17 protein-coding genes and 4 tRNA genes are annotated in these 19148 nt (G+C 42.7%); 13 read left to right on the top strand and 8 right to left on the bottom strand.

Features of this window, described 5'->3' with window-relative positions:
- Nucleotides 1–11 precede the first annotated feature (11 nt).
- The 4 genes from FFONT_RS03005 to FFONT_RS07200 all read left to right on the top strand — a co-directional run bounded on the left by FFONT_RS03005 (nt 12) and on the right by FFONT_RS07200 (nt 2188).
- Nucleotides 12–1199: an NAD(P)/FAD-dependent oxidoreductase gene (locus tag FFONT_RS03005; protein WP_014557749.1), complete on the top strand. Its 1188-nt coding sequence runs from the start codon at nt 12–14 to the stop codon at nt 1197–1199.
- Nucleotides 1193–1594, top strand: a complete 402-nt coding sequence (locus FFONT_RS03000; RefSeq protein ID WP_148683574.1) for a helical membrane plugin domain-containing protein — start codon at nt 1193–1195, stop codon at nt 1592–1594. The genes FFONT_RS03005 and FFONT_RS03000 overlap by 7 nt, the downstream gene beginning before the upstream one ends.
- A gap of 35 nt (nt 1595–1629) precedes the next feature.
- Nucleotides 1630–1702 (top strand) — tRNA-Ala (locus FFONT_RS02995).
- Between the two features lie 354 nt (nt 1703–2056).
- Nucleotides 2057–2188 (top strand): hypothetical protein, encoded by a 132-nt coding sequence (locus FFONT_RS07200; protein WP_280101538.1) that lies wholly within the window; start codon nt 2057–2059, stop codon nt 2186–2188.
- A 133-nt stretch (nt 2189–2321) separates the two neighbouring features.
- Here the strand turns inward: FFONT_RS07200 and FFONT_RS02990 are convergent, their stop codons facing one another.
- The 5 genes from FFONT_RS02990 to FFONT_RS02970 form a co-directional block, all read right to left on the bottom strand.
- Nucleotides 2322–2633 (bottom strand): Zn-ribbon domain-containing OB-fold protein, encoded by a 312-nt coding sequence (locus FFONT_RS02990; RefSeq protein WP_148683573.1) that lies wholly within the window; start codon nt 2631–2633, stop codon nt 2322–2324.
- A gap of 2 nt (nt 2634–2635) precedes the next feature.
- Complete coding sequence (locus FFONT_RS02985; RefSeq protein ID WP_014557745.1) at nt 2636–3796, bottom strand: thiolase C-terminal domain-containing protein; 1161 nt, start codon at nt 3794–3796, stop codon at nt 2636–2638.
- An 85-nt stretch (nt 3797–3881) separates the two neighbouring features.
- Entirely contained in the window at nt 3882–4157 is a 276-nt protein-coding gene (locus FFONT_RS02980; RefSeq protein ID WP_014557744.1) for a hypothetical protein, read from the bottom strand.
- A gap of 2 nt (nt 4158–4159) precedes the next feature.
- Nucleotides 4160–6031 carry an aldehyde ferredoxin oxidoreductase family protein gene (locus tag FFONT_RS02975; protein WP_014557743.1) on the bottom strand — a complete coding sequence of 624 codons (1872 nt, stop codon included), beginning with the start codon at nt 6029–6031 and terminating at the stop codon, nt 4160–4162.
- A gap of 518 nt (nt 6032–6549) precedes the next feature.
- Nucleotides 6550–6672 (bottom strand) — tRNA-Ser (locus FFONT_RS02970).
- A gap of 154 nt (nt 6673–6826) precedes the next feature.
- On the opposite strand from FFONT_RS02970, the gene FFONT_RS02965 reads away from it, so the two are divergent.
- The 8 genes from FFONT_RS02965 to FFONT_RS02930 all read left to right on the top strand — a co-directional run bounded on the left by FFONT_RS02965 (nt 6827) and on the right by FFONT_RS02930 (nt 15901).
- Nucleotides 6827–6901 (top strand) — tRNA-Glu (locus tag FFONT_RS02965).
- 201 nt (nt 6902–7102) lie between these two features.
- Complete coding sequence (locus FFONT_RS02960) at nt 7103–7348, top strand: DNA-directed RNA polymerase subunit H (RefSeq protein WP_014557742.1); 246 nt, start codon at nt 7103–7105, stop codon at nt 7346–7348.
- Nucleotide 7349: 1 nt separating this feature from the next.
- Nucleotides 7350–10775, top strand: a complete 3426-nt coding sequence (locus FFONT_RS02955; RefSeq protein ID WP_014557741.1) for a DNA-directed RNA polymerase subunit B — start codon at nt 7350–7352, stop codon at nt 10773–10775.
- Nucleotide 10776: 1 nt separating this feature from the next.
- A complete protein-coding gene (gene rpoA1 / locus FFONT_RS02950; RefSeq protein ID WP_014557740.1) occupies nt 10777–13425 on the top strand; it encodes a DNA-directed RNA polymerase subunit A' in 2649 nt (882 codons plus the stop codon).
- A complete protein-coding gene (rpoA2, locus tag FFONT_RS02945) occupies nt 13413–14642 on the top strand; it encodes a DNA-directed RNA polymerase subunit A'' (protein WP_014557739.1) in 1230 nt (409 codons plus the stop codon). Before rpoA1 ends, rpoA2 begins: the two co-directional genes overlap by 13 nt.
- Nucleotides 14643–14644: 2 nt before the next feature.
- Complete coding sequence (locus FFONT_RS02940; protein WP_148683572.1) at nt 14645–14947, top strand: 50S ribosomal protein L30e; 303 nt, start codon at nt 14645–14647, stop codon at nt 14945–14947.
- Between the two features lie 14 nt (nt 14948–14961).
- On the top strand, nt 14962–15393 hold the full coding sequence (locus FFONT_RS02935; RefSeq protein WP_014557737.1) for a NusA-like transcription termination signal-binding factor: 432 nt from the start codon (nt 14962–14964) through the stop codon (nt 15391–15393).
- A 64-nt stretch (nt 15394–15457) separates the two neighbouring features.
- A complete protein-coding gene (locus FFONT_RS02930) occupies nt 15458–15901 on the top strand; it encodes a 30S ribosomal protein S12 (RefSeq protein WP_014557736.1) in 444 nt (147 codons plus the stop codon).
- A 12-nt stretch (nt 15902–15913) separates the two neighbouring features.
- On the opposite strand, the gene FFONT_RS02925 is transcribed toward FFONT_RS02930, so the two are convergent.
- The 3 genes from FFONT_RS02925 to FFONT_RS02915 form a co-directional block, all read right to left on the bottom strand.
- The gene (locus tag FFONT_RS02925; protein WP_014557735.1) at nt 15914–16366 is read right to left on the bottom strand and encodes a bifunctional nuclease family protein; all 453 of its coding nucleotides are present in this window, start codon (nt 16364–16366) and stop codon (nt 15914–15916) included.
- 342 nt (nt 16367–16708) lie between these two features.
- Nucleotides 16709–16806, bottom strand: a tRNA-Phe gene (locus FFONT_RS02920).
- 51 nt (nt 16807–16857) lie between these two features.
- Nucleotides 16858–18237, bottom strand: a complete 1380-nt coding sequence (locus FFONT_RS02915; protein ID WP_409335743.1) for a pyruvate carboxylase subunit B — start codon at nt 18235–18237, stop codon at nt 16858–16860.
- A gap of 263 nt (nt 18238–18500) precedes the next feature.
- On the opposite strand from FFONT_RS02915, the gene FFONT_RS02910 reads away from it, so the two are divergent.
- A complete protein-coding gene (locus tag FFONT_RS02910) occupies nt 18501–19103 on the top strand; it encodes a 30S ribosomal protein S7 (protein WP_014557733.1) in 603 nt (200 codons plus the stop codon).
- Nucleotides 19104–19148: the final 45 nt, after the last annotated feature.

The raw sequence follows: 19148 nt of genomic DNA, 5'->3' as shown, positions 1-19148 counted from the left end.
GTAAAATTGAGATGAGCGAGAAGAGAGGCATCGTTATTATAGGAGGAGGAGCTGGAGGAATAATTACTGCAAACATATTGGCAGAAAAGGGAAAAGACGTCACATTAATAAGCGACTCAAACATTCATCCGTTCCAGCCAGGCTATCTTTTTATAGCGTTCAAGGGTCATGAGCCTTCAAAATATATAAGGACTGTTGAGGAACTTCTAGATCCGAGAGTTAAATTCATTCAGGATAAGGTAACGGAAGTAGACCTCAAGGAAAGGAGCATCAAGACGGAGAAGGGGAAGAGTATAAGCTATGAGAAGGTTGTCGTAGCAACAGGCGCATCTCTCAACTACGACCTAATACCGGGGCACAGAGAAAACTATGAGAAGATGGGAGACTACTACTCAACTCCAGAGGCTGCTGTAAAGGTATGGAACAATATAAAGGATATGAAGAAAGGAAAGCTGGTAATAGGCGTTCCAGATCTCGTTATAAAGTGCCCTCCAGCGCCGCACAAGGGGACGTTTCTATCTGCCGGATACTTTAAGGAGAAAAGGGCGGACGTGAGGGTCGAGCTGTTATATCCAGCTCCCCACGTCTATGGAGAGAAGGAGGTCTCAAAGGCTATTGAAGAGAAGATGAAGGAGTTTGGCAACATTGACTACAGAACTTCTTTCCTCATAGACAGCATAGACAATGAGAAGAAAGTTGTCAGGAGCGCTACTGGTGAGGAAGTCAGCTTCGACGCTCTGATAATGATACCAATGCACAAGGGGACCAATATAAAGTTCAATCCGCCTGAGGTATTGGATGATGACAGGTATGTGAAAGTACATAAGAATTACTTAAATATAGAAGGCTATGACGATGCATTTGCTGTCGGAGACTGCACGAACCTTCCAACTTCTAAGTCCGGTGTAACTGCGCATCTTGGAGCTTTTGCAATTGCTAAGAGGATATTGGGAGAGGAATCTTACTTTACGGGGAGGACCAACTGTCCCTGCATTACAGATGACGAAGGACTTTTCGTGATAAGCGACTATGATCATCACGCAGTACCCGTGAGGTTTACGAGGTTCAAGAGGCTTCTTGAGGATGTATTTATCGTGATGTACTGGGCCTCTCTGAGGTACCCATTAAAGTATGAGAGCATATTTGACACCTACTTTAAAGCAACAGAACCTTCAGTACTGGGGGAGAGGGGATGGTAGAAATGGAGACAAAGGAGTTGAGTGAGAAGGAAGAGCAGGAGCTTCTGAAATTGCTTCAGAATCCTGAGCTAGTAGAATCTCTCAACAAGACTTTATCTCTGCTAATTAACCTGAACAAGACCGGTTTGCTGGACATGCTCAATGCTATCGTAAACGAGGACTTTATCGCTTCCCTCATGAAACTGATAATGACTCCTGAATTTCTAAGGCTCATGGACAGCATAAATGACCTCATGGCTGTTCTCCAGCAGGTGACAGATGTCATGATAGAGAAAGAGGAGAAGAAGACAGGACTCACAGGACTCATGAGGGCCTTCAGCGACCCGGATGTTCAGCTCGCAGCTACGAAGCTGGTGAAGATTCTTAAGGTAATAGGTTCTTACCAGAAGAAATAATTTTAAAAATCTTTTTTTAATAAAATTTCTTTTGAGGGCCGGTAGCTCAGCTGGAAGAGCACTCGGTTTGCACCCGAGAGGTCCCGGGTTCAAGTCCCGGCCGGTCCACTCTTCCTTTCGTTTGAACCTCTTTCAGAGGAATATAAACGTAAAATTTCTCGTACTTTTAAGCTGCCCTTCTCTTTCTCTTTTGGAGAGATTGTAGGTCCTTCACATTTATTAAGCTGCACTTCTTTCATGTTCAGAGATATCCTTGATCTTTTCCCAGAATCGACGATTTTTCATTTAGCTCTCGAGGACAAATTTATCATCAATATGTTATCCTAATACTCATCATTAAAGCGAAATAGATGATACAGAGATTAAAACTTTTCAATCATACCAAATTGAAGGCAATTTAGGTTGTAATATTTATAATCGTTTTAACTTTTTTGGGTGAAAGTCTCCTTCAATGAGGCGGGGATGGAGTGGACAACATTTAACACTGGAGGCCCTGAAAAAATATGTGAAGAGCCAAAGAGAGAGAATAACGTGATCCAATTGGCATTCAAGTACAAGATTTATCCAACGAGAGAAGATGTAAAAAAAAGATGAGTGTATAGTAAGTTTCCTGGAAGAAACAGGAAACCTCCACCGCAAGGGGGGAGATGCCTCTTCAGTAAGGGCGGGGTAGTTCACATGTTTTGCTAGATTCGAAAAATCTTTGATTTTTTAATTTCTAAGATTTTTAGGATTCAATAGGAGAGATTAGTATAGATCCGTCTTCGCTGGTGTCAAGTCTGACTTTTTCTCCTATTTTTATTTTACCCGGATCTCCATTATACTTTCCAAGGAACCTCATGCCATTGTATTCTGCTATTGCAACAGCAATGGGTGGAGTGAAGCCTTTAGGAGGTACGTAAATGATCGTATAGGTATATATCTTCCCTTCTGCATTCTCATCAATGACCTCTTTAAAGCTTGTAGATCCGCACCTGCACCTTACCTTTTTAGGATAATACCCCTTCCCGCACTTCTCGCATACGTAATATTTGAACATTTTTACCACCCCTTCTCATAAATTACGGTATATGCGTTATTTCCAAAACCCCCCATACTCATGGAGAGTGCATGGTTAACTTCCCTCTTCGCCTGTCTTTCTCCAGCCCTTTTCCACATCTGCATTGAAATCTCATATGCCTGTGCTACTCCTGTAGCTCCGATAGGATGTCCCTTCGCCTTAAGCCCGCCGCTCGTATTCACAGGGAGATCTCCATCATACCTGTTTTCTCCGTTCATTTCAGCCTTCCACGCCTCACCTCTCTTATAGAAGCCCATTGATTCTAGCTCGACAATTTCCAGTATTGTCGCCATGTCATGGAGTTCAATCAAATCTATATTCTTCAAGTCCAAACCGCTCTCTTTGAGTGCCTTTTTAGATGAGATCTCGACCGCTTTGAGGTTTAAGAAGTCATCTCTCTCATGAACAACTAGAGTATCCGTTGCCCCCGCCACTCCTTTTATAATTATGGGCTTGCTTGTATATGACAGTGCAATATCCTTGGGAGTCAGTAGGATAGCTGCGGCGCCGTCGCTTATTGGAGTGTAGTCCATAACTCTAAGAGGATCGCTCACAACTTTAGAATTGAAGTAGTCTTCTATTGTTATCCTCTTTTGGAAGTGTGCCTTAGGGTTCATGCTGCCGTGGAGGTGGTTCTTCACTGCAACGCTTGCAAGCGCCTCTTGAGGTGCATTGAACTCATTCATGTACGCCCTGGCCAAAAGCGCTGCATAGCTTGGAAGAGTTATGCCGAGCTTCCTCTCATACTCATGAACCAAGCCTGCTATGATCGAGGTATTCTCTTCAGTGCTTAAATGAGTCATCTTCTCTCCACCTATAACAAGAGCGAAGTCGCTCCTTCCAGATGAGACGAGCTGATAACCTACGAATATGGCAGCTCCTCCGCTTCCGCTTGTGTTCTCAACTCTCATAACAGTTCCTTCCTCTATCCCCAGAAGTCCTGCGAGTATATTTGCAGGGCCCATAATGTTCTCATATCTTCCAGGGCTCATAGATGCTGCTATAAGAGCATCAATCCTTTCAAGCTTTGTGCTTTGAATGACTTCCTCAATAGCTTCCAAATACAAATCTATAAGCCCCTTTCCCTCCCTCTTTCCAAACTTCGACATCCCGGAACTTATTATTGCTACATCTCTCTTCATAAAAAGACCTCCACAAATTTTTTCTTTTCTAAAAATATATTGTTTTCGTCAGAAATCTACTTTTAATTAGATAATTGACGAATTCTCAGCCACCAAATGCTATAAATGTCACGTATATCTTGTCTCCATCATTGAGCATAGCGCTCAGATCCCTCGCTCTCCTTCCATTTAAAAATACAAAGAGCTCCTCTCTCTCAATTCTGCTCAGAAAATCTTCTGCCTCGTTTCTGTTCTGAAAAATTGAGTAAAAAAAGTTTCTTAAATTTGAGCCCGAAGGGAGCTTCACCCACATAAAGCCCCTTCCTACTTTTTCTTTTGCGGGCCCCACGAACTCCACATATACGCTTATTTCTCTTTCCATCTTTACTCCGCGTTTATCTCTTTTGCAACATCGTTCAATCCTAAAGACTCTAGTTTCGCCTTAGTTGGCTTACCAGTCTTCAAGTCCCAACCTCTTGCCTTATAGTAGTCGTCGAGCAATTTATCAAGCTCGAACACCTGTCCCTTCGCAGGTGTTCTCGGGAAAGGCTCCTTTACGAACCTCTCAGGAATGGTGTCGTGCTCTCTTCCAAATCCCTCTCTTACATTGAATGCCCTCTCTAAGTTATATACTCTCTCTCCCACAAGCATTAAGTAGTCTGGGTTCTTGAACTCCTCAATACCTGTAGCATAATAAAGTAATTTTGCAAGGTTCTCCCTTGTAAACATTACGAAGTCTGCAGGGAATGTGCACTTTCCCGCAACTTCATACATTGCGGTCTCATCCTGCACGTACTTGGTAAGCTCCCCTTTTCCCTCAATCGAAAGCGGATCAACCTGTTTTCCGTCCTTTGGAACTCCAGTTATCTCAAAGTAGTTCCAGCCCATGTTATGACTTGCTCCAATATTTGAAGTCACCAAACTTAATCCGTGAGCTTTTGCTGCCCTTGGGTCATATGCGGGTAACTCGAGACCTTTTATTTGTATCGCATACTTTTCCGCACCTCTGCCAATAATTTCGGCAGCTCTCTTCGTCCCTTCTCCCAAAATCCTTCCTATTCCTTCTCTAAGCGCTATTTTCCTGATAATTTCAAGCGCTGGCTCAGGATCCCCCCACCTCAATTCCATTCCATCCGTCTCTTTTCTCGTCAGGATCCCCTTTTCATACAGCTCATAGGCCATACCAATCGCTGAACCAACAGAAATTACGTCAAGCCCATATTTATCACAGAGCATGTTGGCCTGCATAACGGCTTCAAGGTTAGCGTTGCCAAGGTTTGATCCGAAAGACCAGAGAGCCTCGTATTCTGGCTTGTCCCAAAAGAAGCCGGCATAAGGACCGTCCGTTGTCTTCAAGAACTGCCAGCAGCTTATCATGCATCCATAGCAGCCTCCCCTTTTAATAATATACCTTGGAAATACATCAGCTTTATAATTATCTATTCCGTTGAATTCCCTCTGCATGAAGTTGAAGCTCGGGTTATGCCCCAAAGAATAAAATAGATCGACTACTCCCGCAGTTCCAAGGGCCCTAAATCCTTCAAGTGCAGGGCTCTTTTGATACGTCTGAATTTCTTCCTTTACTGCTTCTCTGAACCTCTCCTCATCAAATAGCTTCGGCATCTTTGAGCCTTTAACCACTATAGCCTTCAAGTTCTTTGCTCCAAGCACTGCACCTCCTCCACCTCTTCCTGCGCTCCTCTGGTCGTCACTCTGAATAGAGGAGATCTTCACCAACCTCTCTCCTGCAGGACCTATAGTAATGAGCCTCGCGCTCTTGTCCGTTTCCTCTTTTAAAAGCTCAGTCGTCATGTTTGTGGTTAGGCCCCAAGCCCTCGTGGCATCCCTGAACTCGACATTATCATCTTTTATCCAAACGTAAGTGGGCTTCTCAGCTCTTCCGCTTACGACTATTGCATCATAACCCGCAAACTTCATCTCTGCACCGAAGTACCCTCCCCCAACACTTCTGAAGTACGTTCCAGTTAATGGTGATTTGAATACTACAAACCACCTACTCGCACTCTGAGAAGAGGTTCCGGCCAAAGGACCTACTGATACAACTAACAAGCTTTCCGGGCTGAGGGGATCAGTTCCTTTTTTCATATTGTCCCATAGAATTTTTATACCAAATCCCCTAGCGCCAATATAATCTCTTGCCATTTCTCTGCTAAGCTCTAGCTTTTTCGCCTCTCTTTTCGTTAAATCTAACCATAAAATTTTTCCAGCGTATCCGTATATTGAATTTGGAGACATTTTTTATCCCACTTGAATTTTACAAAATGATAATTGTATTTTTTATAATAATAAAATTTATGTTATGAGTTTTAGAAGCAGAAGGGTTTGGGACTACGTAGTCTTTTGTAGACTTATGTAGCTCTTGGGGTTCATCACCTTTACATTCCTCGCGGATTCATGGGGAGCTTCATCTGGCTTGAGGGCATTCAGAGTGACCCCAGGCACCCCACATCTTGAGTATTTAAGGAATATATTTTCTAGCTCAAATCAGATAATCAATATCAGCCCCTATAAACCTTTATGAAACTCAAAACACTTTGTCTAGGCAAGTATTCTGTAGAACCGCAGAGAAAGCGTCTTGTTGAAGTTGTTACCCTTCTTCATGTTTTCTTTGATGTCCTTCAGATCCTCCTGCAGAACTAAAGCATCGTATCTATTAGCTATGTCTGCAATAATGTTTGCTAACTTATATGCATAATCGCTTGAGATGTTTCAACAACTATAACCTTTATAAAAACAGAAATAGCGCACTAAGGCGCCGGGGGCGGGATTTGAACCCGCGCGCCCCGCAAGGAGCAGTGGGTCTCCTGCTGAAGGCCGGAAACGACTCATCCTTATGGTCTCGAGCCCACCGCCTTAGACCGCTCGGCCACCCCGGCGCCCTCTACTTTAATATTTTAATTTACTAGATAAAAACTCTACTCGTTAAAGCGGAGAACGGAAATTTTTTATTTAAATACAGGGTATATATTTTTTAATTTGTACAATTGAGAGCAAATTTTAAAATCTTTTAAAAGAGATTTTTAAAGAGAAGCCGCGGTAGTATAGCCCGGCCAAGTATGCGGGCCTCTCGAGCCCGTGACCCGGGTTCAAATCCCGGCCGCGGCACATTAAATATTTTCTATTCAGTAGTAAAATTTTCATAGTAAAAAATAAAATCCCTTATATTTATAATCATGAAATACAAAAAGAGCATAAATATTTAAAAACTCTTATTCAGTGTAAATTTTTGTTTGCTTTATGTTTTATGAAAGGTTTAGTAAAATGCGTAAAATCGTTCTTAACAACAAAATGGGGTTGTAAAAGGTCATGTCTCCAAAAAAGTTTTCTGTACAAGATCACGTTCTCGTTCCAAAGCATGAGAGGATACCAATAACTGAGGTCCCAAAGGTACTGAAGGAGCTTAATGTTAGCATTAATCAGCTCCCGCTAATCAGATCGAGCGATCCAGTTGCGAGGGAGATAGGAGCAAAGCCAGGAGAGCTTGTGAAGATTACAAGGAGAGATGAGATAACAGGAGAATCAGTTGTCTACAGACTAGTGGTGATCGGCTGACATGTCCAATAATATCCAAGAAGAGGGAGCGCGTGAATCCAAGAAAAAAGAAGACCTTAGCTACTTAGATGGAGAAGCGAGGTGGCTTTTAGCTAAAAAGTTTATTGAAGAGCAGGGGCTTTCTAGACAGCATCTCGATTCTTATAACAGATTTGTTGAGACTATGCTGCAGGAAATTATAGATGAACAGGAGATTATAGAAACAGCTTTCCCTGAAGTGAAGTTTAAGCTTGGTAAGATTGAAGTTTTAAAGCCAGTTTCTAGAGAGGCTGACGGATCTGAAGTAGAGATAACTCCGTTTGAGGCGAGGGTAAGGAACATTACTTATGCGTCCCCAATGTACCTTGAAATAACGCTGGTTGAAAATGGAGTTGAGAGCATAAAGGATAAGGTATACATCGGAGATCTTCCAATAATGATTAAAAGCAAGCTCGATCCTCTGAGCAAGATGAGCCCTGAGGAGCTTATAAAGATAAACGAAGATCCCGATGATCCGGGAGGATACTTTATAATAAATGGAACTGAAAAAGTCATAATAGCTCAGGAAGATATGGTAACAAACAGAGTATTGGTCGATGAGGGAAAGGCGGGGAGCAATGTTCTCTATACGGCTAAGGCAATATCTAGCACCGGATCTTATAGGATTTCAGTTATGATGGAGCTCCATAAGGATGGGACTATCACGATCTCATTTGGAGGAGTTCCTGGAAAGCTTCCCTTTGCCATACTCATGAGGGCCCTCGGATTTGAGAAGGATCAGGATATTGTTTATGCGGTAAGCTTAAACCCGGAGGTTCAGAGCCTCCTTCTCCCAAGCCTTGAAGCCTCCAGATCTATAGCGACTGTCGATGACGCTTTAGATTATATAGGAACTAGAGTTGCAATAGGTCAGGTCAGGGAGAACAGAATAGAAAGGGCAAAGCAGGTTATCGACAAGTACTTCTTCCCTCATTTGGGTTCTTCCCCTAAGGACAGAAGGAAGAAGGGCTTCTTCTTAGCACAAATGGCCAACATGATTCTTGAGCTCTCTTTAGGCTGGAGGGAGCCTGATGACAGGGACCATTACGCGAACAAAAGGCTGAAGCTTGCAGGCGACCTGCTTGCAACCCTCTTCAGGGCGTCCTTCAAGAACTTTGTAAAGGACTTTAACTACCAAGCTGAGAAGGTCCTAACCAGGAGCAAGAGGTTCAAAATATCGTCAATAGTAAGATCAGATGTTATGACCGAGAGGATAAGGCATGCCTTGGCAACGGGCACATGGGTCGGAGGAAAGACGGGCGTATCCCAGCTTTTAGATAGGACGAACTGGATGAGCATGCTCAGTCATTTGAGAAGGGTTGTATCGCCGCTGAGCAGGAGCCAGCCCCTGTTTAAGGCTAGAGACCTCCACGGCACTCAATGGGGGAGGATGTGTCCATTCGAGACTCCCGAGGGTCCAAATTGCGGTCTGGTGAAGAACCTCTCCCTTCTCACATACATAACTGTTGGAATCAGCGAGAAGAAGGTTGAAAACCAGCTTTACAAGCTCGGAGTCATACCAGTTGAAGAAGCCCTTAAAGACGCTGTGGAGAACAACAACACCCAGTACCTAGAAATGACTAGGGTTTACTTAAACGGAAGGCACATAGGATATTACCCGGATGGTGAAAAGCTCGCTTCCACAATAAGGGAGATGAGGAGGAAGGGAGATCTTCATCACGAGATCAATGTCGTTTATTACGAGAGACCTCAAATAAAAGAACTCTACGTCAATACAGATGCTGGGAGGATAAGGAGGCCTTTAATCATAGTGAGAAACGGAAAGCCTGCAGTAACTAAAAGAGACATTGAAGCTTTAAGGAAAGGGGAAAAGACGTTTTCAGATCTTGTAAAGGAAGGGAAAATAGAGTACCTCGATGCTGAGGAAGAGGAAAACGCGTATATAGCTCTAGATCCTTCAGATCTGCTAGGACCGAATGGAAAGGAATATACTCATCTTGAGCTCTGGACTGCTGGAATATTTGGAGTCGCGGCTTCAACTATTCCATACATTGAGCATAACCAGTCCCCGAGAAACACCTACCAGTCTGCAATGGTTAAGCAGGCCTTAGGTCTATATGCAGCTAACTTCAACGTTAGAACCGATTCAAGGGGGCATATACTCCACCACCCTGAAAAGCCTCTAGTTCAGACAAAGCCGCTGGAAGTAATAAGGTATAATGAAAAGCCTGCAGGACAGAACGCTGTTGTAGCCATCATGTCCTATACTGGGTACAACATCGAAGATGCACTGATCTTCAATAAGTCAAGCGTTGAAAGGGGGTTCATGAGATCGACGTTCTTCAGGCTCTACTCAACTGAGGAGAAGAAGTATCCTGGAGGTCAGGAGGACAAAATTGAAGTCCCCGAGGCAGGCGTGAAGATATACAGGGGTTTTGAGGTATACAAAAAGCTCGACCCGGATGGCATAATCTCTCCAGAAACTGAGGTCGCGGATGGAGAGGCGCTCATCGGCAAAACGAGCCCACCGAGATTCCTTGAGGAATTCAAAGAATACGGCTTCGGAGCTTCAGTAAGGAAGGACACTAGCGTAACTATAAGGTACGGAGAGAAGGGAGTTGTAGACAGCGTTTTCATATCAGAAACACAGGAAGGCGACAAGCTTGTTAAGGTAAGGGTCAGGGACTACAGGATACCTGAGATAGGGGATAAGTTTGCCTCGAGGCATGGACAGAAGGGAGTAATAGGAATGCTTATACCTCAATATGACATGCCATATACGGAAGAAGGGATCGTTCCAGACATAATAATAAATCCGCATGCTTTTCCATCAAGAATGACGCTCGGTCAGCTTCTGGAAATGCTCGCAGGAAAGACAGCAGCTCTTCTAGGAAAAACAGTAGATGCAACTCCGTTCTCAAAGGAGCCCGTTGAGGAAATAAGAATGAAGCTGATGAAGAAAGGATATTCGCCAGATGGAAGGGAGGTAATGTATGACGGGAGGACAGGAGAGATAATAGGAGTTCCCATAATGATAGGTATAGTTTATTATCAGAGGCTCCACCACATGGTTGCTGATAAGTTCCACGCCAGATCAAGAGGTCCTGTGCAGCTCTTGACGAGACAGCCAACCGAGGGAAGGGCAAGGGAAGGAGGGCTCAGGTTCGGAGAGATGGAAAGAGACGTGCTTGTAGGGCATGGAGCTTCTATGCTCCTCAGAGAGAGGCTTTTAGAAAGTAGCGACAAGACGGTCATTTATGTTTGCGCGAAGTGCGGGCACATAGGGTGGTTCGATAGAAACAAAAATGCATATGTCTGTCCAATACACGGAGATAAGGGAGAGATATATCCTGTAGAGGTGGCATACGGATTTAAGCTCCTTATTCAGGAGCTTATGAGCATGGGAATCATGCCCAGATTAAAGCTTGGAGATATAGTGGGTGATTAACATGCCTGGAGTGCAGAAGAAAATAAAGGGAATAAAGCTTTCCGTCCTCTCTCCTGATGAGATCAGGAGGATGAGCAAGGTTCAGATCATAACTGCAGAGACATACGACGACGACGGTCTCCCAATTCAAGGAGGTGTCATGGATCCGAGGCTGGGAGTCATAGAGCCGGGGCAGAAGTGCCCTGTATGCGGAAATACTATGCAAAGTTGTCCTGGACACTTTGGACATATCGAGCTTGCAAAGCCGGTAATACATATAGGGTACGTTAAGGAGATATATGATCTGCTTAGAGGAACATGCTGGAAGTGCGGAAGAATCCTCCTCCCTGAGGAGGAGATAAAGCAGTACCTAGACCTCATGAGGAGAGTAGAAAAGTACATGCCATTCCTCCTTCCTAGGCTTTATGAGCACATAAAGCAGAAGGCTTCCAAGACGACCGTATGTCCACACTGCGGCGCTGCTCAGAGAAAGATAAAGCTCGAGAGGCCCACGACATTCCTTGAAGAGGAGAAGGGAAGCAGCAGGAAGCTAGCTCCAGATGAAATAAGGAACAGGCTATCGAACACACCAGATGACGATGTCAGGCTTTTTGGTATAAATCCCGAGGATTCTAGGCCTGAATGGTTTATCTTAACAGTTCTTCCGGTTCCTCCAGTTCAGGTAAGACCAAGCATAATGCTTGAAACTGGAATTAGAGCTGAAGACGACCTCACTCACAAGCTTGTGGATATAGTGAGGACTAATCAAAGGCTTAAAGAAAGCATGGAGGCGGCTGCACCTCCAATCGTAATAGACGACATTTGGGAGTTGCTCCAGTACCATGTCACTACTTACTTTGACAATGAGGTCCCCGGAATACCGCCTGCGAAGCACAGGACTGGAAGAGCCCTTAAAACATTGGCTCAGAGATTGAAGGGAAAGGAAGGAAGGTTCAGAGGGTACTTGTCCGGGAAGAGGGTCGACTTCTCCTCAAGAACCGTTATATCTCCAGATCCAAATATAGGGATAAACGAGGTGGGCGTTCCTGAGGATGCTGCGAAGATACTTACAGTGCCGGTAAAGGTCACACAGTGGAACTTAGAGGAAATGAGAAGCTACGTTCTTAACGGTCCTTATAAATGGCCTGGCGCAAACTATATAATAAGACCGGACGGGAAGAGGGTCGATCTCAGGTACTTTAAGGACAGAAAGGCCTTAGCAAGCTCTCTAACGCCTGGATACATAATAGAAAGGCACCTTATAGATGGCGATATAGTCCTCTTCAATAGGCAGCCGAGCCTTCACAGAATGAGCATTATGGCCCACCAAGTAAAGGTCCTTCCTGGAAGAACGTTCAGGCTTAACCTGCTAGTATGCCCTCCGTACAATGCAGACTTCGATGGAGATGAGATGAACCTTCACGTTCCTCAGACTGAAGAAGCTAGGGCCGAAGCGAAGGAGCTTATGCTTGTTCAGAGGCATATACTTTCTCCGAGATATGGAGGACCTATAATTGGGGGTCTTCAGGATTACATCAGCGGAGGTTACCTTTTGACAAGCAAGGCCACGCTTTTGGAAAAGGAAGATGTTATAGAAGTGCTTTCTGTTACCGGATATAAGGAAGAACTCCCGGAGCCTGCAATTTACTCTCCAAAGGAGTTCTGGACTGGAAAGCAGCTTGTAAGCCTCTTCCTTCCAAAGGATTTCACGCTCAAGACGAAGGCCTCCATCAATGCTGGTAAGCTGAAGTGCGAAGACGAAGATTGCCTAAACGACAGCTATATAGTAATTAAAAAAGGAAAGATGCACACCGGAGTCATAGACAAGAAAAGCATTGGAGCCCAGCAGCCTGAAAGCTTCTACCACTGGATAACTAAGGAGTATGGTAGCGATTATGCGAGGTACATCTCAGATGTAATGTTCAAGATGTTCATAAGATATATTGAGAAGCACGGCTTTACTATGAGCTTGGATGATGTAGAAATAAGCGAGGAGGCTAGGGAGGAAATAAGGAAGATACTGAAGAAGGCTGAGGACGATGTAAATGAGCTGATTAGAATGATGGAAGAGGGTAGGCTTGAACCACTGCCTGGAAGAACTATTGAGGAAACGCTCGAGACTAAGATAATGGAGAGGCTCAGCAAGGCAAGAGATGATGCGGGAGAGTACGCGGCAAATAACTTGGACATATTCAACAATGCATTCATCATGGCTAGGACGGGGGCAAGAGGAAATATATTGAACTTAACCCAGATGAGCGCTACCTTAGGGCAGCAGTCAATAAGAGGGGAGAGAATAAACAGAGGGTATAGGAACAGACCTCTGCCGCACTTTAAAGAAAATGATAAATCTCCTGCTTCAAGGGGATTCGTCTACAACAGCTTCAGAACAGGTCTTAATCCGGTAGAGCTCTTCTACCATGCGGCTGGAGGTAGAGAGGGATTGGTCGACACCGCGGTTAGAACAAGCCAGAGCGGTTATATGCAGAGAAGGTTAATAAATGCGCTGCTCGATGTCAGGATAGAATACGACGGTTCTGCAAGATTGCCTGATGGGACAGTCGTACAGTTCAAATACGGGTACGACCAGGTCGATCCAGCGAAAAGCGATCATGGAAAGGCAGTTAATGTAGATAGAATCATTGAGAGAGTTGTAGGATGGAGGGAGTAGGGATGTCTGTTAGGGAGAAAATAGAGTCAAAAGCGAGGGGGGTTCTTTCCCAAAATTTGATCGATGAGCTCGCAAGCAAGCTTGAAAAAAGGAACGTTACTGATGAGGAGCTTGAAAAGATAGTTGAGCTTACGGTTCAGACATACTTAAACAGCTTAGTTGAGCCGGGAGAGCCTATAGGTACTGTAACTGCTCAGAGCATTGGAGAACCGGGTACGCAGATGACGCTCAGAACATTCCACTATGCTGGAGTCAGAGAGCTAAACGTAACTTTAGGTCTTCCACGACTGATAGAGATAGTTGACGCGAGAAAGGTCCCATCAACTCCAATGATGGAAGTGTACCTAGATGAGGAGCATAAATACGACAGGGAAAAGGCGAAAGAAGTTGCTAGGAGGATCGAGTTCACGAAGATAGAAAACGTTGCCAATGTCGTTGAAGCGGACCTGTTCTCCAATAGCATTAGAGTTGAGCTTGATCCTGCAATGCTGGAAGATAAGGGGCTCACAGTAGAGGAAGTATATGAAGTTATTAAAAAATCCAATGTGGGAAAGGCTGAGATAACAGGAGAGAACACGATAGCGATTTACCTCAAAGAATCCAGCGATCTCTCATATATTTCTAAGAAGAGGGAGAAGGTTCTAAACCTAAAGATAAAGGGAATAGCTGGGATAAAGAGAGCTATAATTCAGTCGAGAAGGGGAGAGGACGGAAGAGAGGAGTATGTAATAGTTACTGATGGCTCTAATCTGGAGCAGGTCTTAAAGGTAAAAGGAGTAGATCCTACAAGAACAAGGACAAACAGCGTTTATGAAACGATGATGGTTTTGGGAATAGAAGCCGCGAGGAAGGTCATAATAAATGAGATAATGAACGTTCTAAGGGAGCAAGGTTTGGACGTTGATGTGAGGCACGTTTACCTTGTTGCAGACATCATGACTCAGACGGGAGTCGTGAGGCAGATCGGAAGGCATGGGGTTTCTGGAGAAAAGGAGAGCTTCCTCGCTAGGGCTGCATTCGAAATGACAACGAAACATTTATTTGAGGCATCTACACAGGGAAAAACAGATGAACTTAAAGGAGTAACTGAAAACGTGATAGTTGGTCAGGTTATACCTGTTGGTACGGGAATGATCGAACTTTATTTCACTCCTCATATTGAAAAGGATAAAAGACAAATTTTAAATGAAAAAGAAAGTGGAAATGGTGAAATGTAAATATGGCGTCATTCGAAAACGAGATAAAAATGGTAATAAGAACTGGAAAATTAGAAATAGGTTCCCAGTCTACAATAAAAACCTTAAAGCATGGCAAGTCAAAAATGGTTGTAATAGCTTCTAATGCAGATCCTTCAGTTAAGAAGGACATAGAATACTATGCCAAGCTGTCCCAAACGCCCATATATGTCTTTCAAGGTACATCTGTTGAGCTTGGAACATTGCTTGGGAAACCTTTCCCGATACAGGCGCTATCAATAATAGACGTGGGCGATTCAAAGATATTGGAGCTGGTAGAGACATAAAGGGTGGTAAAATAATGCCAGAGATTAAGCTAACACCTGAAGAGCTGAGGCATATAGCCCTTTTTCAGGATGTTACAGGAACCACTGTGAAAGATTGCATAATAGACAATGAAAATAACATGATAATTTTTGTTGTTAAGAAGGGAGAAGCAGGAGCTGCTATAGGAAGAGGAGGCTCAAACATAAAGAAGTTGAGAAAGGTTTTGGGAAAAGAAATAGAGATAGTTGAGGACGGAACTACGCTTGAGGAGCTCGCTAAGAATGCTGTCGCGCCTGCGAGGGTTAAGGCAGTGAAGGTAGTTGAGACTCCATCGAAGAAGACTGTTTACATAACTGTTGAACCTAGCGATAAGGGTGTTGCAATTGGGAAAAATGGCAAAAATGTAACAAGGGCTAAGCTACTGCTTAAAAGATACTATGATGTTTCAAATGTGATAATTGTTTAAAAAAGAAACTTTATAAGGCTCGAGTGTTTTCCTTTAATGTGAATAAATGGAGGTTTGATCTAGTTTGCCAGGTAAGAAATCGCCCCTTGGATTGTTTGCAGCGAGAACTCTAAGAAGAAAGAAGCTAAAATTCAGATGGAGTCAGAGAGAGTTCAAAAGGAGGATGCTAAACTTAAAGAAGAAGGCTGATCCTCTTGAGGGTGCTCCGAGAGCGAGTGGAATTGTTTTGGAGAAGGTTGGAGTGGAATCTAGACAGCCTAACTCTGCAGTGAGAAAGTGCGTGAGAGTCCAGCTTGTAAAGAACGGAAAGGTCGTAACAGCATTCGTGCCTAGCGACGGTGGATTAAACTTCATAGATGAACACGATGAGGTTGTCATTGAGGGAATAGGAGGACCTAAGGGCAGATCAATGGGAGATATTCCCGGCGTTCGATACAAAGTAGTTATGGTCAATGGAGTAAGTTTAGATGCTCTGCTGAAAGGGAAGAAGCAAAAGCCGGTAAGGTAAAATTTTTAAATTTTAGTTCTTCTGTATATTCAATATCCTTTCAGATACATAAACATCTTTTCCAGCAATCATTGCCAAAAATATAGCATGGCTCGGAATGAATCTTCTCACGAGCATGGTTTTTCCCTTTCTGAAATAAACTTTAGCAGTGTACAGCATTGTTGTTGGATCATATTCGTCTATTACGACTTTTTCAAGATCATCTTTGATAAGATTCAGTATGTCCTCATGCATTGCGATAAATGAAAAAATATCTATCCTTTCCTTCTTTTCATTTCCATTTAAGATTGAAGAGCCATTAATTACGAATCTGGCAATTTCCAGCGGGACATTATAGAGCTCAAATTCATCCCCGTTCTCGAGAATTAAAAGAATAACGGGAATGAGTGGATCTTTTGATGCTATATATGCATCCATCTCAACAGCCTTTAAAAGCTTCCCATTTTTCCGGGTAGTTTCATTCATCTCCGTAGCGCCATAAGTTTTGGTATTTTCCTATAACATTTTTCAAATAGGAGTTAAATAACATTTTGAAAAATTCAAACAAAAGCAATCTCATAAGTTTTGGATCTTTCCCGTTTTCCGCCCTAAATCATTATAGGTCTCTCTGGAATGGGTTTCACCTTAACCTTTATGCTTGAAACTACTTCCACCTATCTAGTTCAATTTCACATGAGAGAATGGTTCTACTGTTCATGGAAAATCTAAAACGTAATATTGAGTGGGTTTTTTATTAAAAATAAAATGGCAAAACAAGCCTATTCAGGTTTTTTGAAAATTTTTCTTCGCGAAAAAGGAATAAAGCTCTGGTGCCGCCGGGGGGATTTGAACCCCCGACAACCCGGTCTTCAGCTTCGCCGAGGTATCTACCTCTCGGGCGCTCTCCCGGGCTGAGCTACGGCGGCTCTTAATAATAATCTATCTCTAAAAGATTATAAAAATTTTGAATGAAAAAATTATTGCTTCTCAAGCTGCTTTTGAGCTGAAAGCTGTGAAATGGGTGACACGGATACAAATTTTTCTTTAAAGAATGCCTCAGCCTCTTTTGGAAAGAGGCAAAATGTTATTACGTCCTCTTCCCTCGGATCATTGAGCAATTTTTTCATGTATTCCCTGCACTCAATCAAGCTGAGAGACTTTTCAGGTAACCCTCCATCTCCTGCTAGTATAATTTCAGCGACGTTTTTGTCAATTGGTGCAGGAGGTTTTCCATACAAACCCTTAACATAGTCAACCAACTCTTTAACTACAATGCTATACCTTTCTCCGCTTATTACATTTAAAACTGCTTGTGCCCCAACAATTTGAGACATCGGTGTAACTAAAGGAGGCCAGCCAAGCTCCTTCCTGATTTTTGGAATTTCCATTAAGACTTCCTCAAGCCTATCTAAAGCTTGTAGCTCATTTAGCTGTGCGATCATATTAGAAAGCATTCCGCCAGGAATCTGATGGATCATGGCTCTCGGATCGGGAACTTGAAGCTTTGGATTATATAATTGAGAATATCTTTTCTTCAAAAGGGAATCTATATGTCTTGAGGCCTTCTCTATTTCACTCATTTTGAGTTTTTTCCTGTCTTTTTTAAGGAGTATGTTGTATACTGTTTGAATAGCTGGCTGTGCAGTCCCAAAAGCCAACGGGTAAATGCTCGTATCAATAAAATCAGCACCTGCTTCAATTGAGGCTAAATACGTCGCAACTGAAAGCCCACAAGAATCATGAGTGTGAATATTTACTTTAACTTTTAGCTCCTTCTTAATTCTGCTAATAAGGCTCCTCGCGGTTGAAGGATCTAAAAGTCCTGCCATATCCTTGATTGTTATTAAATCAGCCCCCGCTTCTAAATAGCTCTCTGCAAGTTTAACATAGTAGTCAACTGTATGAATTGGGCTGATAGTGTAGCTCAATGCTCCCTGAACTATCGCACCCGTCCGCTTTGCAATTTTTATAACTTCCGCAATGTTGTCTATATCATTTAAAGCATCGAAAATCCTGAAGATATCTATGCCGTTTTCATATGCCTTTTCTATAAATGCCTTTGAGACATCTATGGGATACTTTCTATAACCTACTAAATTCCTTCCTCTCAAAAGCATTTGTAGCTTAGTCTTCTTTACCACTTCCCTGATTTTTTTAAGCCGGCTCCAAGGATCTTCCTTTAAATATCTTACATCAACGTCAAATGTAGCTCCTCCCCAAACCTCCAAGCTGTAGAATCCAGCTCTATCTATTATTTCAGCAATATCTCTAGCGTCGTCTTGAGAAAGTCTTGTCGCAATTAATGATTGGTGAGCATCTCTTAAAGTAGTATCAATAATTTTAACCAAGCGGTACACCATTTTTATTTTTTGTTGAAACTCAATAAATCAATTGTTGAAAATTATTTAATGAATCATCGAATATAAAAAACTTTCGACTGAAAACCATTTTAACGAGATTACATAATTGTATAATTAAATAACACCATTAAAAACTACTAGATAAATCAATGAGGTTGAATGTTTATAAATCATTTTTAGTTTTAAAGCTTCGATACTATTAGAGGTAATTTTATAAAAGCTTTAAAACTAATTAGTTTCAGTAGTTTAAGTTCATTAAAATGGTGATTGTATTGGCAGAAAACGAGGAGATTAAGGCTGTAGAAATAAAACTGTTCGATAAGTGGAGTTATGAAGGAATAGAGATCAGAGACCCGAGCCTGAAAAAGTACATATCTCTTAGACCGGTGTTCCTTCCTCATACCGGGGGAAGGCATGAACATGTCAGATTTGGAAAGTCGAGAATACCTATAGTCGAGAGGCTCATAAACAACCTAATGAAGCACGGAAGAAACATGGGGAAAAAACACCTCGCTTACAATATTGTAAAAAATGCATTTGAAATAATTTACCTTCAAACAAAACAGAACCCACTTCAGGTTCTAGTTAGAGCGATAGAAAATGCGGCTCCTAGAGAGGAGACAACGAGAATTATGTACGGAGGGATCATCTACCATGTCGCCGTCGATGTCGCTCCTCAGAGAAGAGTCGACTTAGCTCTTAGAAATATAACTGATGGTGCCAGAAACTGTGCATTCAACGGACCTAAGCCAATTGAGGAGTGCTTAGCTGATGAGATCATTGCAGTAGCCAACAATGATCCAAAGAGCTATTCAATAGCGAAGAAAGAAGAAGTAGAAAGAATAGCTTTGAGCTCTAGGTAAAAAAGCTTTTTTGAAAAATTTATTATTTTCAAAAAACTTATAACA

Source organism: Fervidicoccus fontis Kam940 (assembly GCF_000258425.1).
GTDB lineage: Archaea > Thermoproteota > Thermoprotei_A > Sulfolobales > Fervidicoccaceae > Fervidicoccus > Fervidicoccus fontis.
The sequence above is the reverse complement of the archived record's forward strand: the minus strand, read 5'-3'. Positions and strand labels throughout refer to the sequence as shown.

What these genes read in the sequence shown, in the direction of transcription:
- FFONT_RS02935 (WP_014557737.1), top strand. Translation starts at nt 14,962, where the DNA reads ATGCCAGAGATTAAGCTAACACCTGAAGAGCTGAGGCATATAGCCCTT.
- FFONT_RS02940 (WP_148683572.1), top strand. Translation starts at nt 14,645, where the DNA reads ATGGCGTCATTCGAAAACGAGATAAAAATGGTAATAAGAACTGGAAAA.
- FFONT_RS02960 (WP_014557742.1), top strand. Translation starts at nt 7,103, where the DNA reads ATGTCTCCAAAAAAGTTTTCTGTACAAGATCACGTTCTCGTTCCAAAG.
- FFONT_RS02910 (WP_014557733.1), top strand. Translation starts at nt 18,501, where the DNA reads ATGGTGATTGTATTGGCAGAAAACGAGGAGATTAAGGCTGTAGAAATA.
- rpoA2 (WP_014557739.1), top strand. Translation starts at nt 13,413, where the DNA reads ATGGAGGGAGTAGGGATGTCTGTTAGGGAGAAAATAGAGTCAAAAGCG.
- FFONT_RS02980 (WP_014557744.1), bottom strand. Translation starts at nt 4,157, where the DNA reads ATGGAAAGAGAAATAAGCGTATATGTGGAGTTCGTGGGGCCCGCAAAA.
- FFONT_RS02925 (WP_014557735.1), bottom strand. Translation starts at nt 16,366, where the DNA reads ATGAATGAAACTACCCGGAAAAATGGGAAGCTTTTAAAGGCTGTTGAG.
- FFONT_RS03000 (WP_148683574.1), top strand. Translation starts at nt 1,193, where the DNA reads ATGGTAGAAATGGAGACAAAGGAGTTGAGTGAGAAGGAAGAGCAGGAG.
- FFONT_RS02985 (WP_014557745.1), bottom strand. Translation starts at nt 3,796, where the DNA reads ATGAAGAGAGATGTAGCAATAATAAGTTCCGGGATGTCGAAGTTTGGA.
- FFONT_RS02955 (WP_014557741.1), top strand. Translation starts at nt 7,350, where the DNA reads ATGTCCAATAATATCCAAGAAGAGGGAGCGCGTGAATCCAAGAAAAAA.
- rpoA1 (WP_014557740.1), top strand. Translation starts at nt 10,777, where the DNA reads ATGCCTGGAGTGCAGAAGAAAATAAAGGGAATAAAGCTTTCCGTCCTC.
- FFONT_RS02990 (WP_148683573.1), bottom strand. Translation starts at nt 2,633, where the DNA reads ATGTTCAAATATTACGTATGCGAGAAGTGCGGGAAGGGGTATTATCCT.
- FFONT_RS07200 (WP_280101538.1), top strand. Translation starts at nt 2,057, where the DNA reads ATGGAGTGGACAACATTTAACACTGGAGGCCCTGAAAAAATATGTGAA.
- FFONT_RS03005 (WP_014557749.1), top strand. Translation starts at nt 12, where the DNA reads ATGAGCGAGAAGAGAGGCATCGTTATTATAGGAGGAGGAGCTGGAGGA.
- FFONT_RS02975 (WP_014557743.1), bottom strand. Translation starts at nt 6,031, where the DNA reads ATGTCTCCAAATTCAATATACGGATACGCTGGAAAAATTTTATGGTTA.